The following is a 12646-nucleotide window of genomic DNA, read 5'->3' as shown; positions in this document are numbered from 1 at the left end:
GTCCATGGACTACCCCGTGCTGCCGTCGATCGGAGTCGCGGTGGTTCCACTGGGGAACCGAGGTCGGTAAAGGCTCAGCGGATACCTCCGTGCGGGCCGCGGCGGCCGGAATCCGGCAGGTCGTAATCCTCGCGGCCGGCCTGGACGCCCGCGCATACCGGCTGCCGTGGCCGGACGGCACCGTCTCTCACGAGCTGGACCTCCGGGTCTTGTAGGCCACCATGACCGTCTTGCCTGTACATCCAGGATCGATCGCGGAACGGTGTCGGTTGTGCGACGGATCGGTGGAGATTCTGCTCGTTGCGGTCTCAGCAAGCGTGTAGCTACCACATGCTGGCGGGCAGAGGTCGGCCCTGCTGCACCCAGCGAAGGGAGATACGTAGTGGCATTGGGACGTCGTCGGCTGCTGATCGGCTTCGCCAGTGCGGGTGGCCTCGCCCTGGCCGGATGCGGGCGAGAACCCGCGCCCCCTAGACCCGCCACACTCCGATTCGATCCTCCATCCGGCACCCACGATGTCGATGCGCGCAGCCCCGGCACGGTCACGGTCACCGATGGGACGCTGCGCTCGGTCGAATGGATCGACGAAACCGGCAGATCACTGCCGGGCGCACCGGCACCCGATCATCGAACCTGGACCAGCGCCGAACCACTCGGCTACGGACACACCTACACCGCGAAAGCCGTGGCCCAAGGTGAAGCCGGCGACGTCACCGCGACGGCGACCTGCGCAACGGTGATACCGCAGCAGCTCGTCGACGTCTCCCTGCGCTCCGCCAATCTCGTCGAGCTGGCCGAAAACGATACCTACGGAGTAGGTTTCGTGCTCGTCGCCCATTTCGACGGACCCGTCGACCGGGGGGTCGCGGAACGCCACTTGAAGGTCACCACCCAGCCCGCTGTCACCGGTGCCTGGTACTGGCTCGACGATCAGAACGCACACTGGCGGCCTGAGCACTATCACGCGCCGGGAACCAGGATCACGATCGAGGCCGAACTCTTCGGACTCGCGCTCGGCGAGGGCCGCTACGGCCTGCGCAACCAACGGGTGTCGGTGATCATCGGCCCCGCGCACGTCGCGATCGCCGACGACGACACCAAACAGATCGAGGTATTCGACAACGGAAACCTGGTGCGCACCATGCCCACATCGATGGGTAAGGGCGGCACCGCGGTCGTCGGCGGCAGATATCTGTCGTTCTGGACCCGCCCCGGCACCTACACCGTGCTGGACCGAAACGACCCGGTGATCATGGACTCCGCCAGCTACGGCCTGCCGGCCAGCTCCGGCGGCTACCGCACGAGCATCAACCACGCGGTTCGCATCAGCCATGACGGAATCTTCGTGCACGAACTGGCCGCGACCGTGTGGGCCCAAGGCAACACCAACGTCTCACACGGCTGCCTGAACATTTCCCCCAACGATGCCGCGTGGTTCTATGACTTCGTCATCCCCGGCGACGTCGTCGAGGTCCGCAACACCGGCGGCGACCCCCTCGATATATGGCAGAACGGCGATTGGAGCGTCCCCTGGGCCGACTGGGTTCGCGGCGGCACCCACACATGACACGACGAACAACAATGCGCAGTTTGAACCGCCCCGATCTTCTTGCCGCTTCCTTCCTTGAGGAGGATGTTGGCCATGCCCAAGCAGTATCCGATCGAGCAGCGTGAGCGTGCGGTGAAGATGGTGCTGGACCGACTCGACGGTTATCCGTCGGTGTATGCCGCCTGCCAAGCGCTCGCCGTGAAACTTGGAGTCCATGCTGAAACGCTGCGGGTGTGGGTGAAGCAGGCACAGGTCGATACCGGGAAGGCGCCCGGAGTGACGACCGCTGAGCAGGCGCGGATCAAGGAACTCGAACGGGAGAACCGAGATCTGAAGGAGGCCAACGAGATTCTGAAAGCGGCCTCGATTTTCTTCGCGCGGGAGCTCGACCCGCGACGCCGTTGATCTGCCAGTTCATCGATACCGAACGTGCAAAGGGGCACCGGGTCGAGTCGATTCTGGGTGTACTGCGAGAGCAGGGCATGCAGATCGCCGGGCGCACGTACCGGAACTGGAAAACCACCGGACCGTCGGCGCGGACGGTCACCGACGCGCATCTCACCGATGCGTTACGGGCTACCTCGGGCACGCCGGAGGGCATGTACGGCAGCCGCAAGATGGCCCGGCATCTGCGTCGCCAGGGCCATGAGGTATCGGTGGACACCATCGGGCGGCTCATGCGCGATGAAGGCATGTCCGGTGTGGTCCGCGGCGGCAGAGTCCGGACCACGATCGCTGGGAAGGGCCACGATCATCGCCGTGCACCGGACCTACTCGACCGCGACTTCACTGCCGTCGAGCCAAATCGCAAGTGGGTCACCGACTTTACCTACGTGCCTACCTGGCTGGGGTTCGTCTACGTGGCGTTCGTGATCGACTGTTTCTCCCGCGCGATCTTGGGCTGGCACGCGGCCACGGTCAAGGACACCGCGATGGTCACCAGCGCGCTGCGGATGGCGTTGTGGCGACGCGATCACGACGGCCACGCTGTCGCTGACGGTCTGATCCACCACAGCGACGCCGGATCCCAATACACGGCTATCTCGTTCGCTGACACCCTTGCGGCCGAAGGGATTTCAGCGTCGATAGGCAGTATCGGCGATGCCTACGACAACGCACTGTCCGAATCGACGATCGGGCTCTACAAGACCGAAGCCCTCGCCAAGGACAGCCCGTTCCTCACCGGGCCGCTACGTTCGCTCGACGACGTCGAGTTCGCGACGATGGAATGGGTCGACTGGTACAACAATCGGAGGTTGCACAGCCTGATCGGGTATCTCCCACCCGCCGAATACGAAGCCCTCTACTACGCTCAACAACAGCCATCCCAGCCGGTGATGACTCAACCATGAAGCCGGCAAGAAACTCGGGGCGGTTCAGTTCGCCCAGGCACTATTACGAGGTCACGGGCGTTGCGCGGTTCCGGTGCCGCGGTTGCGAGCCTCGACGGCCTTGACGCTCTTTTCCAGCGCCTGCCTCAACACCCGCTTGCCAACCGTCCCGACCACCACGCCGAGCACCCGGCCCCTGAGGTTCTTGCCCTCACGCACCACCACAACATCCATATCGGTCTTCCCGTCGGGCCGACGAGCAAAGCTGTACGTATGCCCCGAGTGGCCGCCCCACACATTGGAATCGGTGGTCGTCATCACGACGTGATCGGGATCCGACCAGTCGTAGTGCAGGCGTTCCCAGATACCGCGCGAGCCCTCGGTGACATCGGCCTCGGTACGGCCCTGGGCGTGGACCTCGAGATATTCATCGGTGCTGTTGCCGAACACCTTCGAGCGCCCCGGCCCGAAGTCGGTCAGCGCCGAAACGAACTGCTCGGGCGTCGAGGTCGTCGTCTCCGTGAAATGGATGGTGGACATATCAGCTCCTTTCCTTCGGCGAGGATCTCCTTCGAGCATGAAGCACTTACCCGGCACCGTCACCGCGATGACAGGTGACGGTGAGATGCCGGCTCTCGATCGATTGCCTACCCCGCGACGACGACACCACACCTTTCGCCATTCAGCTATTCGGATGCAGTGACCGGCGGTACTCGCTCGCCCCACTGTCAGCAGGGCTGACCGGCCCGCACGCCGGTAACGGACCCGATCGATTCGGCCGGTGCCCCAGCTACGGTGGGGAGGCGCCGCTGTTGCCGTTCAGCGGCGTTTGGTGATGACAACGGGCGTGATGTCGGTGGGTACGGTGTCGAGCGCCGAGGTGGGGATGCCCAGGGTGGTGGCGAGCACGTCGCGTGGGATGGCGTTGAGTGCGGCCTTGATTCCTATGTCGTCGGAGCCTTCGCGGGCACTGGTGTTGAAGATGATGAGTACGTCGAGCGGCATATCGGTGCGAGCGTTCTCGAAGTAGTGGAAAAAGCCCTGCGGCGCGAAGACGAGATCGCCTTGTCCGGCTTCGAAGACGTCGTTGGTGTAGCTACCGTCGAGGTGCGTGCCGAGTATGGTCCATTTCGCGGATCCGGAAACGACGTAGTTCAGCTCCCAGGCGGTGGGGTGCCAGTGCGGTTCGCGGATGCCGCCGACCTCCAACCGGACCAGGTAGACCGAGCCGTTCTGTCCGGACAGCACGGGAAAGTTGTCTTCGGTCGCACCACGCAGGTTGCCGCCGTCGAATTGCTGCGGTTCAGCAGCGGAGATCTTGAACAGATGCCGCGCGTTGTTGAGATTGGCGTTGATCTCGTGGGTAGTCGTCAGGTCCGTCTCGTTGTCCGCCCGGGACAGGTGCGCGGCCAATGCACCTCCCACCGAGCGCGGTCCGGCGGTTCATTCGGCCCTGGTGATCCTCGCCCGCAACGTCTTCCGGCATGCCGGTTCCCGTTCTTCTCGGGGTCGTCAGATCAGCAACGCTACTGCTGACCAGCACTGATGGTGTTTCGGCACGCCGGGTCGGGAACCAGGGCGTCCGATGCCGCATCAGCGGCGACAACGGGCAAGAGGGACGATGAAAAAGCTCGGTCTGTACCGGCCCAGCTGCACGGGGCTTCGATCAGAGAGTGGCCGCCGTTCGATCGGTTGGCCGACGACGACAACGAGGAGTGTGCGATGACTGGAGTGACAGTTGGTTTCATCGGGCTCGGCGCGATGGGGCAGGGCATGGCCGGGAGCCTGCTCCGGGCAGGCCATCGGCTCCTGGTCTGGAACCGCTCCCCCGAGCCGGTCGCCGCGCTGGTCGCCCAGGGCGCCGACGCAGCTGGGCGGCTCGCTGACGTGTTCGCCGCCGAGGCGGTCGTTTCGATGCTGGCCGATGACCGGGCCGTCGAGCAGTTGCTGCTCGACCCGACGGTGTTGGCCGGTGCGAAGGCAGCGGTGCACCTCAACATGGCGACGGTCTCGATCGCACTTGCCGAGCGGGCCGAGACCATGCACACCGAGCACGGCATGGGGTACGTCGCCGCGCCCGTGCTCGGCCGGCCGCAGGTAGCCGCTGCCGGCGAACTGAACATTCTCGCCGCCGGTGCCGAGACGGCGCTGGCGAAGGCCGCGCCGCTGCTGTCCGCGATGGGCCGGCACACCTGGCATTTCGGCACCCGCGCCAGTCACGCCAACGCCGCCAAGATCAGCGTCAACTTCCTGATCGCCTGCGCCATCGAGTCCATGGCCGAGGCGTGCAGTTTGGCGGAGTCGCACGGTGTCCGTCCCACCGACCTGATCGAAATGCTCAGCGGCACACTGTTTCCCGGGCCGATCTATTCCGGCTACGGCGCAATGGTCGCCCAACGCCGGTACGAACCAGCCGGCTTCCGGCTGCCACTGGGCCTCAAGGACGTCGATCTCGCCCTCACTGCCGGCGCGGCAGCGAACGTCCCGCTGCCGTTCGGCAGCGTGCTGCGCGACGCCTTCCTCGACGCCCTCGCCCACGGTGACGGCGATAAGGACTGGGCCGCGGTCGCCGCTGTGGCCCGGCGCCGGGCCGGACTGCCGGCGTAGCGTGGCTCGCCCGCTGCCGGGCACCGGCCATGCAGGTCGGCCTGATCGCGGCGCCCCTCGACGATCTTCGCTCCTCGAGAAGCCATTGGGTCGAGGTGCCACGGTACTTCCGGGCGCACCGGCCGGCACCACGTGGACCCGACAACCGCTACGTCCGCTCTTGGGCGGTTCCAGCCCGTGCACCACAACGCTGATCGAAACCGGCCGATCGCCGATTCCGCGACGAGGCGCAAACGCGTTCGGGACGCCTACGCTCGATCTCCAATTCCGCGAATCACATCGATTCCGCGGCCGAGGTTGTCGAGGCGCGCGTGCAGAGTGTCGCCCGCGGGGTAGAGGCGAACGGTGTCGACGCCGGTGTCGCGCCAGGTGCGCAGGCGGTCGCGGACCATGTCCTCGGTGCCGATCAGCGTTGTGGCCATAACCATTTCGTCGGTGATGAGGGCCGTGGCACCGTCGCGGTCGCCGTTCTGCCAGCACTCACGCACGCGAGCGGCGACGTCGGCCCAACCTTGGCGGCTGTAGGCGTTGTTGTAGTAGTTGGTGGATCCGGAACCCATGCCGCCGAGGGAGAAGGCGAGCTCCTTCTTGCGGCTGCCGACGACGACCGCGAGTAGGGCTTCATCGGCGACGATATTGATCTCCGCGCCCTGGCAGATATCGAGGTCCGCGCGGGTGCGTCCGGATCGGGCCAGCCCGGCGTCGAGCTGGGTGAAGTAGGCGAGCGCGCCCTCGGGGACGAAGCTGGTGCCCAGCCATCCGTCGGCGATCTCGCCGGTGAGTTCCAGCATCTTCGGTGACAGCGTGGCGAGGTAGATCGGCACTGCGATGGGTTGCATGCTCAGTCGCATCGGACGGCCCTCACCGCCGGGCAGCGGAATGGTGAAATGATCACCCTGGTAGGCGATTTTGTTGCCCGTGAAGACGTCTCGGATGATCTGGACGGTTTCGCGCATGCGGGTCAGCGGGCGCGCGAAGGGAACACCGTGCAGACCCTCGATGACCTGGGGACCTGACGCGCCGAGCCCGAGCAGGAAACGCCCCTCGGAAAGCTGTGCCAGGGTCATGGCCGTCTGGGCGATGAGTACCGGGGATCGGGTGCCGAGCTGAATGACGCCGGAGCCCAGCAGGATTCGCTCGGTGCGCGCCGCCAGGAAGCCCAGCGGCGTGGCCGCATCGGTGCCCCAGGCCTCGGCCACCCAGCAGATGTCCAGGCCGAGCTTCTCGGCTTCGACGACGAATTCGGTGAGCTCACGCCAGCCGATCCCGGAGCCTTCGATCGTTGTGGCCGTACGCATTACGCCGCCCCCTCCGCCAGATCCTTGACGGCGGCCAGATTGGCTGTCATACCGGTCTCGAACTCGCGCAGCCGGACGAAGACGATCTTCTGCTCCTTATCGGGCATGGCGTCGATGGCGTAGCTGAGCCCGGAGCGGGCCGGGCCCATCTGCGTCCATTGTTCGAGGACCGTGCCCGTACCTTCGGGCCGCAGCGTGAAACGCCAAATGCTGGAGGGGTATTCGGGGTCGCCGACCGCCCAGGCGAAGCTGCGCTCCGGATCGAATTCGACGATGGTGCTGATCGTCTCCCAGGATCCCAGCGCCTCGTGCGCGTTCTGCCCGCTGAACCGCGCGCCCACCGCGGGGGCGGTCGCGCCGTCGAGCCACTGGACGACGCGCAGTTCGGCGCTCAGGCGCGGCATGAGGTGGATATCGCTCACCCACCGCCACACCCGATCCGGCGGCGCATCGATGGAGGTCTGCACCGCCACGGTCGGGGTGTCCGCGTACGTCTGCCCGGTCCACTCCACAATCATCTCCTTCCATCCGTTATCGTCCATAGTTGCGTAGATAGACTTACCAGCGCAAGATTCTGATCCAATCATTGAACAGCTGAGTCTCAATGAGAGATCCACTAGGATGACGACATGAAACGGACCTCGTTGGCGAACTGGCCCTGCTCCTTGGCTCGCACGATGGATCTGCTCGGCGACTGGTGGACGCCACTGGTCCTGCGCGAGGCCTTCTACGGCATCCGCCGCTTCGACGAGTTCCAGCAAGAACTCGGCATCGCGCGCAACACCCTTTCGGAGCGACTGCGTCGGCTGGTCGCGGCCGGGCTGATGGACAAGTGCGTGTACGAGACGATGCCCGTGCGCTATGAGTATCTGCTCACCGAATCCGGCCGCGATTTCTACGGCGTCATCGCGACCATGACGGCATGGGGTGACCGCTGGCTTGCCGGCGAGGCCGGCCCGCCCATCGTCGCACGACACGACACCTGCGGCCATGACGCCGACGCGGAGGTGGTGTGCTCACACTGCAAGCAGCCGCTGGCGTCGAACGATGTCACCCCACGGCCCGGCCCCGGGTACCCGCCGAAGTTGCTGGAGCGGCCCGATACTCGACGGCGCTTCCACCTCGATGATCTGGACCACCAGCCCGCTGACCTCGCCTGAGACCGTGTCTCATGAGCCGGTGGTAGCCACTCATCCACGAAATCGTTCGCTCGTGACTCACCGGTGGCGGCCCGGCCGCTGCTAGCCTGCTGCCCGCCGCAGCTCACGGCGTCAGGACGAGACGACCGGGAAGGCGGCCAGCGGCAAGGCGGGTGTGGGCCTCGGCGGCGGCGCGGAGCGGGAGGGTGTCGGCGACGCGCGTGGTGAGCTTCTGTTGCGCGAGGCGGGCGAGGGCTTGGCCGTCGCCGTGGATCCATTCGTGGTGGACGGTGATGCCGCGCAATGGGATCGGGGCGGCACCGCCGACCACGGTGACGAAGGAGCCGCGGTTGCGGACGGCGGCAAGGGCACGGATGCCGATGCCGGCGGTATCGAGTGCGGCGTGTACGCCACCCGGGACGAGGCGGCGAGCCTCTGCGGCGAGGTCGGCATCGCGTGGCAGCGTCCAGTGCGCGCCGATGGAGTGCAGGAATTCCGAATCGGCACCCTGGGCGATCACCCGAAGGCCCTGCTGTGCCGCGAGTTCGACGGCGAAGCCGCCAACGGCGCCGGTCGCGCCGGCTACCAGGAGTGTGTCGCCTTCGGACAGGCCGAGCAGGTCGAGTGACTGGGCGGCGGTAAGGCCGTTGAGCGGCAAGGTGGCCGCCTCGACGGCGGAAAGCCCGGCGGGGGCGGGAGCCGCGGCGGTGGCGTCGAGCACCACATAGTCGGCGTAAGCGCCGAGCGAGACGTCGAGCAGGTCGCGCAAGCCGATCGCCGTCTGCCCCACAGTGAACCCGTCGATGTCCGGGCCCAGTTGGTCGATCGTGCCGGCGACATCCCAGCCGATCCCGGTGATCTCGCGCGGGGCCATCAGCCCAGCCTCGACCAGCGCGCCCGAGCGGGTGACCAGGTCGACGGGGTTGACGGCAGCGGCCTCCACCTTGATCCGGACCTGGCCGGGGCCGGGCTCCGGAATCGCCACGTCGATGATCCGCAAAACCTCGGGTCCGCCGTACCCGTGGGCCACTACGGCTCGCATTGTCTCTGCTCTGCTCATGTACACAACTGTCGGAGAGTTACTCTTCGATAGGAAGTACGCACTTCGAAGTGCCCACCGCACCCGGAGGTTATCGATGCCCACCCACACCGCGGCGCAGCTGCGCGCCGAGCGCGGCGCCGCCTACGACGCCTACCTGGCCGAATGTCCCGCCCGCAAACTGCTGGACCGGATCTCCGACAAGTGGGTGAGCCTGGCGGTCAACGCGCTGGCCGACGGGCCACAGCGCTACAGCGACCTGCAGCGGCGGCTGGCCAGCGTCAGCCAGAAGATGCTCACCCAGACGCTGCGCAACCTGGAACGCGACGGCCTGATCACCCGCACGGTGCAGCCGACCGTGCCGATGCGGGTCGACTACGAACTCACCCCACTCGGGCGCTCGCTGCTGCCGGTCATGCAGGCCATCAAGACCTGGGCCGAACACCACATGGACGAGGTCGAGACGGCCCGCGCAAGGTATGGGGAATGACATTGCCGGGTCACTCACCTCTATCGAGCACAAGGCCGAATCGGCCACATAAGAAATGGTCTGAGAGGCGACCTTCTGACGCCGACGATTCCGACCATCGCGATCCACCGAGTTCGATGCTGGAAGAAATCGCCCCGGACCGCTCCCCCGCTCCCGACCCGCGCGCAGTTCTGACTACCCCAAACTCCTTGCGCCACAAAGGAGTAATTGCGGTGATCGCGAAGTGGGTCGATCACCTGGCCCTAGAAACTCACAGCCGCTCCGATTCCTTCCGGGCCGCATCCCTGCCGATAGACAACTCTTTGCTGCACTATCCACGGAACGTCCGCGCAAACCCGGCCGCCGCGGCGGTGAAATGTAACCGCATCGCCGACTGGCCTCGCCTCGACCGCGGACAGCCATAAACTGCCCGAACAGCCTTTCGCCGCAGAGGTTTTCACCGCGTAGCGCACTTCCGATATCGAGCAGGTTGCAGAGCTCAATTTGTGATAGCGATGATCTGGTCTCCCGAAACATGGGTCATCTGTCGGGCGCTTCTTTCGGCGTGATCTCTGCCGCGGTGATGATCTTGATGACCGTGGCAACGAGCTCCCCGCCGGGATCGCTGAGACGCGGCAATGATTTCCGATTCACCAGCAGAGATCCCAGAGTGAGATCTACCAGTTCGGCACCGACCTGCGCGGCGGATCTACGTCCTTCCGGCTCGAACCATGTCCACGCCCATTGCGCGGATCCGAAGATGAGCAGGCTACGGATACTGGCGTCGACGGGCCGGAACTCACCCGCCGCGGTGCCCGCGTCGAGCAAGCTGTGCAGGATTCCGATGTACTGCCTTCGCAGCTTGCGCCCCTCGGAATTCTCATCCTGCTGTGCGAACCGCGCGACCTCGCGCTGGAATGCGACAGTGCGATTTCGATCGTGCACCTGATAGAGGATGGCCGCGTGCAACAGCCCGGCCAGCTGCTCGGTCGGTGTAGGAAACTCCGAAATGATGCGCTCTGCCTCATCGATCCGACGCCGCATATAGGCAAGATGCAGTGCATCCAGCAACCGCGCCTTCGTGCCGTAATGATGCACGATCAAGCCCTGAGAGATGCCCAACTCACTTGCAACATCACTGAAGCTGGTTCCGTCGTAGCCCTTCTCGGCAACATGGCGCGTGAAAATGTTGAGAATCGCATCCGACTTGCCCGGTCCCGCCGCACGCCGACTCACCGATCCCGCCCCTCCTCGTCCAAAATTTCCGGACACTGTAGCACCCATTGACTGCTCGACCAGTCGTTGACTGAGTGCGCAGTCAGTACTAGCATTATGCGCCGAGTCACAGCGGCGTACCTCGTCGCAACAACCATTAATCTCGAAATAGTCGAGCAATCCACTATGAAACAGCACGCCCATCCCGCCGAGGCGGTCATCGAACAACGAGCATTCGAACTCCACATTCGAACCCGCGGCCTGCGGAACCCGCGTACTACAAGAAGCGACTATCGTGCCGGCGCCGCCAACCAGCGGTGCGCGCTGTTGGCCGAAATCGCAACTTGCTCGACGGCGCTATCCGATCTGTGCTGCGCATGAACGGCTTTTGCGACGACGCCACCAACATGTCGACGGGCATTGCCCGAGGCGGCGACCGCTATGTCGTCACCGGCCACAGCGGGTGGTCCTCCCGCGCCGTGAGCCCTCGCTGCCCTCCGGCGACGAGGGGCTATCTGGCGCGCCTCGAGCGTCGGCCTGTGCTGAAGGACGTGTGAGCACCATGGACGCGGGCATGGCGGCGGCGCGGGACGATCCGGTGAATGAGGGGGACGATCCGGCGAACGATGCGGCATTTCTGCTGGCCCCGGATCAACTATTGGCCGCGATCGCCGGGCGTCTCACCGAGCCGTTGCCGCTGATCGCGTGGGCGCGAGAGCTGGGCGATCTACACGCCGCCCTTATTTCAGCGGTTTTGAATCCTCTGCGGCCTCCACCCGACGTCACCGAGGCAGCCCTGCATGCAGATATCGCGAAGGTCATCGACAAGATCAACTCTTGGGCGGCGTTCTACGTCCGCCACAGCCGGTGCGCCCGGCGCCACACCCACTCCTTCGGCGAGGTGATCAGCCATGTCGCGAAGACCTACGCCGAGGCGTGGTGGACGGTGCTGCACTCCGACTGCGAGGACCTTCGGCACTCGGCATGGGTCCATCTCGGCGAGGTCCGTGAAGGCTATGCGCAACTCATCGGCGAAATCCGGGCCGGCCGCGTCCAACTCCCACTGGGATGGCGAGGCATCCGACATGCCCGACAAAATGACAGCACTTCGATCAAACAGGAAACCGACGAGGATGAGGAGCGCCCGGGCGAGCTCACCGGGAGCTGACGGGTCACACGGAGAGCGCACCGAGTTGGTGCAACAGATGATCGGCGGTGCGCGCGTTGCGGTGTGCGATGTATGCGGTCCATGCCCAACCGACGATCGACACCGCATACCAGTACAGTCGCCAGTCTGTCGAGTCCAGACCGCCTCCGAGACCGCTGGCTAGCAGCACCGTGAACAGCGCAGCGAGCCAGGCATAGAGCACGCGCTGGCGCGAGGCTGCATACTGCGCCTGTTCGAGGCGCGGGATCCACGATTCGGCGGTCGCGTCCGGAGGTAGCTCGCGGGCCTTCAATGCGCGGCCGATTTCACGATTGGCGCCTTTGTCGGCAGATTCGAACGCTCGGACCGGACGCATATAGCGCCACACGACCACAGATCCGACAACGACCGGCACAAGCATGAGCACGATGACGGACACGACCATGATTCACCTACCCGCACCGTGGGCGAGATGGTCGAGGATTCCGTCCGCGAACCGCCATTGGAGGTGAACCGCGGTGAGATTGACCGCCGAAGCGGTGAGCGCGAGGAAATAGATATAGAGCAGCGCATTGCTCGCGTTCGGATTCGTCGCGATCTCGTTGGTGAGCAGTGCCGACCAGAGCGCGGTGAGTGCGATGAACGGGCCACGCAGCCGTATCGGACGCACCCGTGCGCAATCGAGATCGGGCAGCCGATCCTGCAGCCCATTCGGGCGATGGGCCAGGCTGCGACGCCGCCCCGGAATCACCAACCACCGCACCAGGAACCCGGCGATGACTACGGTCAGTACCACGACGGCGATGAGATGCAAAGGATACCTGCTCTTTCCTCAGGTGAGATTTCGTCGGC

14 protein-coding genes and 1 pseudogene are annotated in these 12646 nt (G+C 65.3%); 7 read left to right on the top strand and 8 right to left on the bottom strand.

Annotated elements, in window-relative coordinates; genetic code table 11:
- Positions 1–92: 92 nt before the first annotated feature.
- From ACQP2D_RS20525 to ACQP2D_RS20515, 3 genes and pseudogenes are all read left to right on the top strand, one after another.
- A pseudogene (locus ACQP2D_RS20525) lies at positions 93–200 on the top strand (class I SAM-dependent methyltransferase); the annotation flags it as partial.
- A 182-nt stretch (positions 201–382) separates the two neighbouring features.
- A complete protein-coding gene (locus ACQP2D_RS20520) occupies positions 383–1567 on the top strand; it encodes an Ig-like domain-containing protein (protein ID WP_433685327.1) in 1185 nt (394 codons plus the stop codon).
- Between the two features lie 75 nt (positions 1568–1642).
- A protein-coding gene (locus tag ACQP2D_RS20515) for an IS3 family transposase (RefSeq protein ID WP_433677954.1) occupies positions 1643–2901 on the top strand; the annotation gives its coding sequence in 2 pieces (ribosomal slippage) (positions 1643–1916 and positions 1916–2901; 1260 coding nt in all).
- Positions 2902–2952: 51 nt separating this feature from the next.
- Here ACQP2D_RS20515 and ACQP2D_RS20510 read toward each other — a convergent pair.
- Positions 2953–3420, bottom strand: coding sequence for a hypothetical protein (locus ACQP2D_RS20510; protein ID WP_433679177.1), 468 nt, complete (start codon positions 3418–3420; stop codon positions 2953–2955).
- Between the two features lie 279 nt (positions 3421–3699).
- A complete protein-coding gene (locus ACQP2D_RS20505; RefSeq protein ID WP_433685326.1) occupies positions 3700–4293 on the bottom strand; it encodes a cupin domain-containing protein in 594 nt (197 codons plus the stop codon).
- Positions 4294–4602: 309 nt separating this feature from the next.
- On the opposite strand from ACQP2D_RS20505, the gene ACQP2D_RS20500 reads away from it, so the two are divergent.
- Positions 4603–5487: an NAD(P)-dependent oxidoreductase gene (locus ACQP2D_RS20500; RefSeq protein ID WP_433685325.1), complete on the top strand. Its 885-nt coding sequence runs from the start codon at positions 4603–4605 to the stop codon at positions 5485–5487.
- A gap of 248 nt (positions 5488–5735) precedes the next feature.
- On the opposite strand, the gene ACQP2D_RS20495 is transcribed toward ACQP2D_RS20500, so the two are convergent.
- Together ACQP2D_RS20495 and ACQP2D_RS20490 are read right to left on the bottom strand one after the other, a co-directional pair.
- Positions 5736–6785, bottom strand: coding sequence for an LLM class flavin-dependent oxidoreductase (locus ACQP2D_RS20495; RefSeq protein ID WP_433685324.1), 1050 nt, complete (start codon positions 6783–6785; stop codon positions 5736–5738).
- Complete coding sequence (locus ACQP2D_RS20490; protein ID WP_433685715.1) at positions 6785–7297, bottom strand: SRPBCC family protein; 513 nt, start codon at positions 7295–7297, stop codon at positions 6785–6787. The genes ACQP2D_RS20495 and ACQP2D_RS20490 overlap by 1 nt, the downstream gene beginning before the upstream one ends.
- Positions 7298–7414: 117 nt before the next feature.
- On the opposite strand from ACQP2D_RS20490, the gene ACQP2D_RS20485 reads away from it, so the two are divergent.
- Positions 7415–7945, top strand: a complete 531-nt coding sequence (locus ACQP2D_RS20485; protein WP_433685323.1) for a winged helix-turn-helix transcriptional regulator — start codon at positions 7415–7417, stop codon at positions 7943–7945.
- 103 nt (positions 7946–8048) lie between these two features.
- Here the strand turns inward: ACQP2D_RS20485 and ACQP2D_RS20480 are convergent, their stop codons facing one another.
- On the bottom strand, positions 8049–8984 hold the full coding sequence (locus ACQP2D_RS20480) for an NADP-dependent oxidoreductase (protein WP_433685322.1): 936 nt from the start codon (positions 8982–8984) through the stop codon (positions 8049–8051).
- A gap of 76 nt (positions 8985–9060) precedes the next feature.
- Between ACQP2D_RS20480 and ACQP2D_RS20475 the strand changes: the two genes are divergently transcribed.
- Complete coding sequence (locus tag ACQP2D_RS20475) at positions 9061–9453, top strand: winged helix-turn-helix transcriptional regulator (RefSeq protein ID WP_433685321.1); 393 nt, start codon at positions 9061–9063, stop codon at positions 9451–9453.
- Between the two features lie 519 nt (positions 9454–9972).
- Here ACQP2D_RS20475 and ACQP2D_RS20470 read toward each other — a convergent pair.
- A complete protein-coding gene (locus ACQP2D_RS20470) occupies positions 9973–10893 on the bottom strand; it encodes a TetR/AcrR family transcriptional regulator (RefSeq protein WP_433685320.1) in 921 nt (306 codons plus the stop codon).
- A 307-nt stretch (positions 10894–11200) separates the two neighbouring features.
- Between ACQP2D_RS20470 and ACQP2D_RS20465 the strand changes: the two genes are divergently transcribed.
- Positions 11201–11815 (top strand): hypothetical protein, encoded by a 615-nt coding sequence (locus tag ACQP2D_RS20465; RefSeq protein WP_433685319.1) that lies wholly within the window; start codon positions 11201–11203, stop codon positions 11813–11815.
- Between the two features lie 4 nt (positions 11816–11819).
- Here ACQP2D_RS20465 and ACQP2D_RS20460 read toward each other — a convergent pair whose 3' ends face one another.
- The gene (locus ACQP2D_RS20460) at positions 11820–12239 is read right to left on the bottom strand and encodes a hypothetical protein (protein WP_433685318.1); all 420 of its coding nucleotides are present in this window, start codon (positions 12237–12239) and stop codon (positions 11820–11822) included.
- A 3-nt stretch (positions 12240–12242) separates the two neighbouring features.
- The gene (locus tag ACQP2D_RS20455) at positions 12243–12590 is read right to left on the bottom strand and encodes a hypothetical protein (protein WP_433685317.1); all 348 of its coding nucleotides are present in this window, start codon (positions 12588–12590) and stop codon (positions 12243–12245) included.
- Positions 12591–12646 lie beyond the last annotated feature (56 nt).

The sequence above is a fragment of the Nocardia sp. CA-119907 genome, from assembly GCF_050955995.1.
GTDB lineage: Bacteria > Actinomycetota > Actinomycetes > Mycobacteriales > Mycobacteriaceae > Nocardia.
The sequence above is the reverse complement of the archived record's forward strand: the minus strand, read 5'-3'. Positions and strand labels throughout refer to the sequence as shown.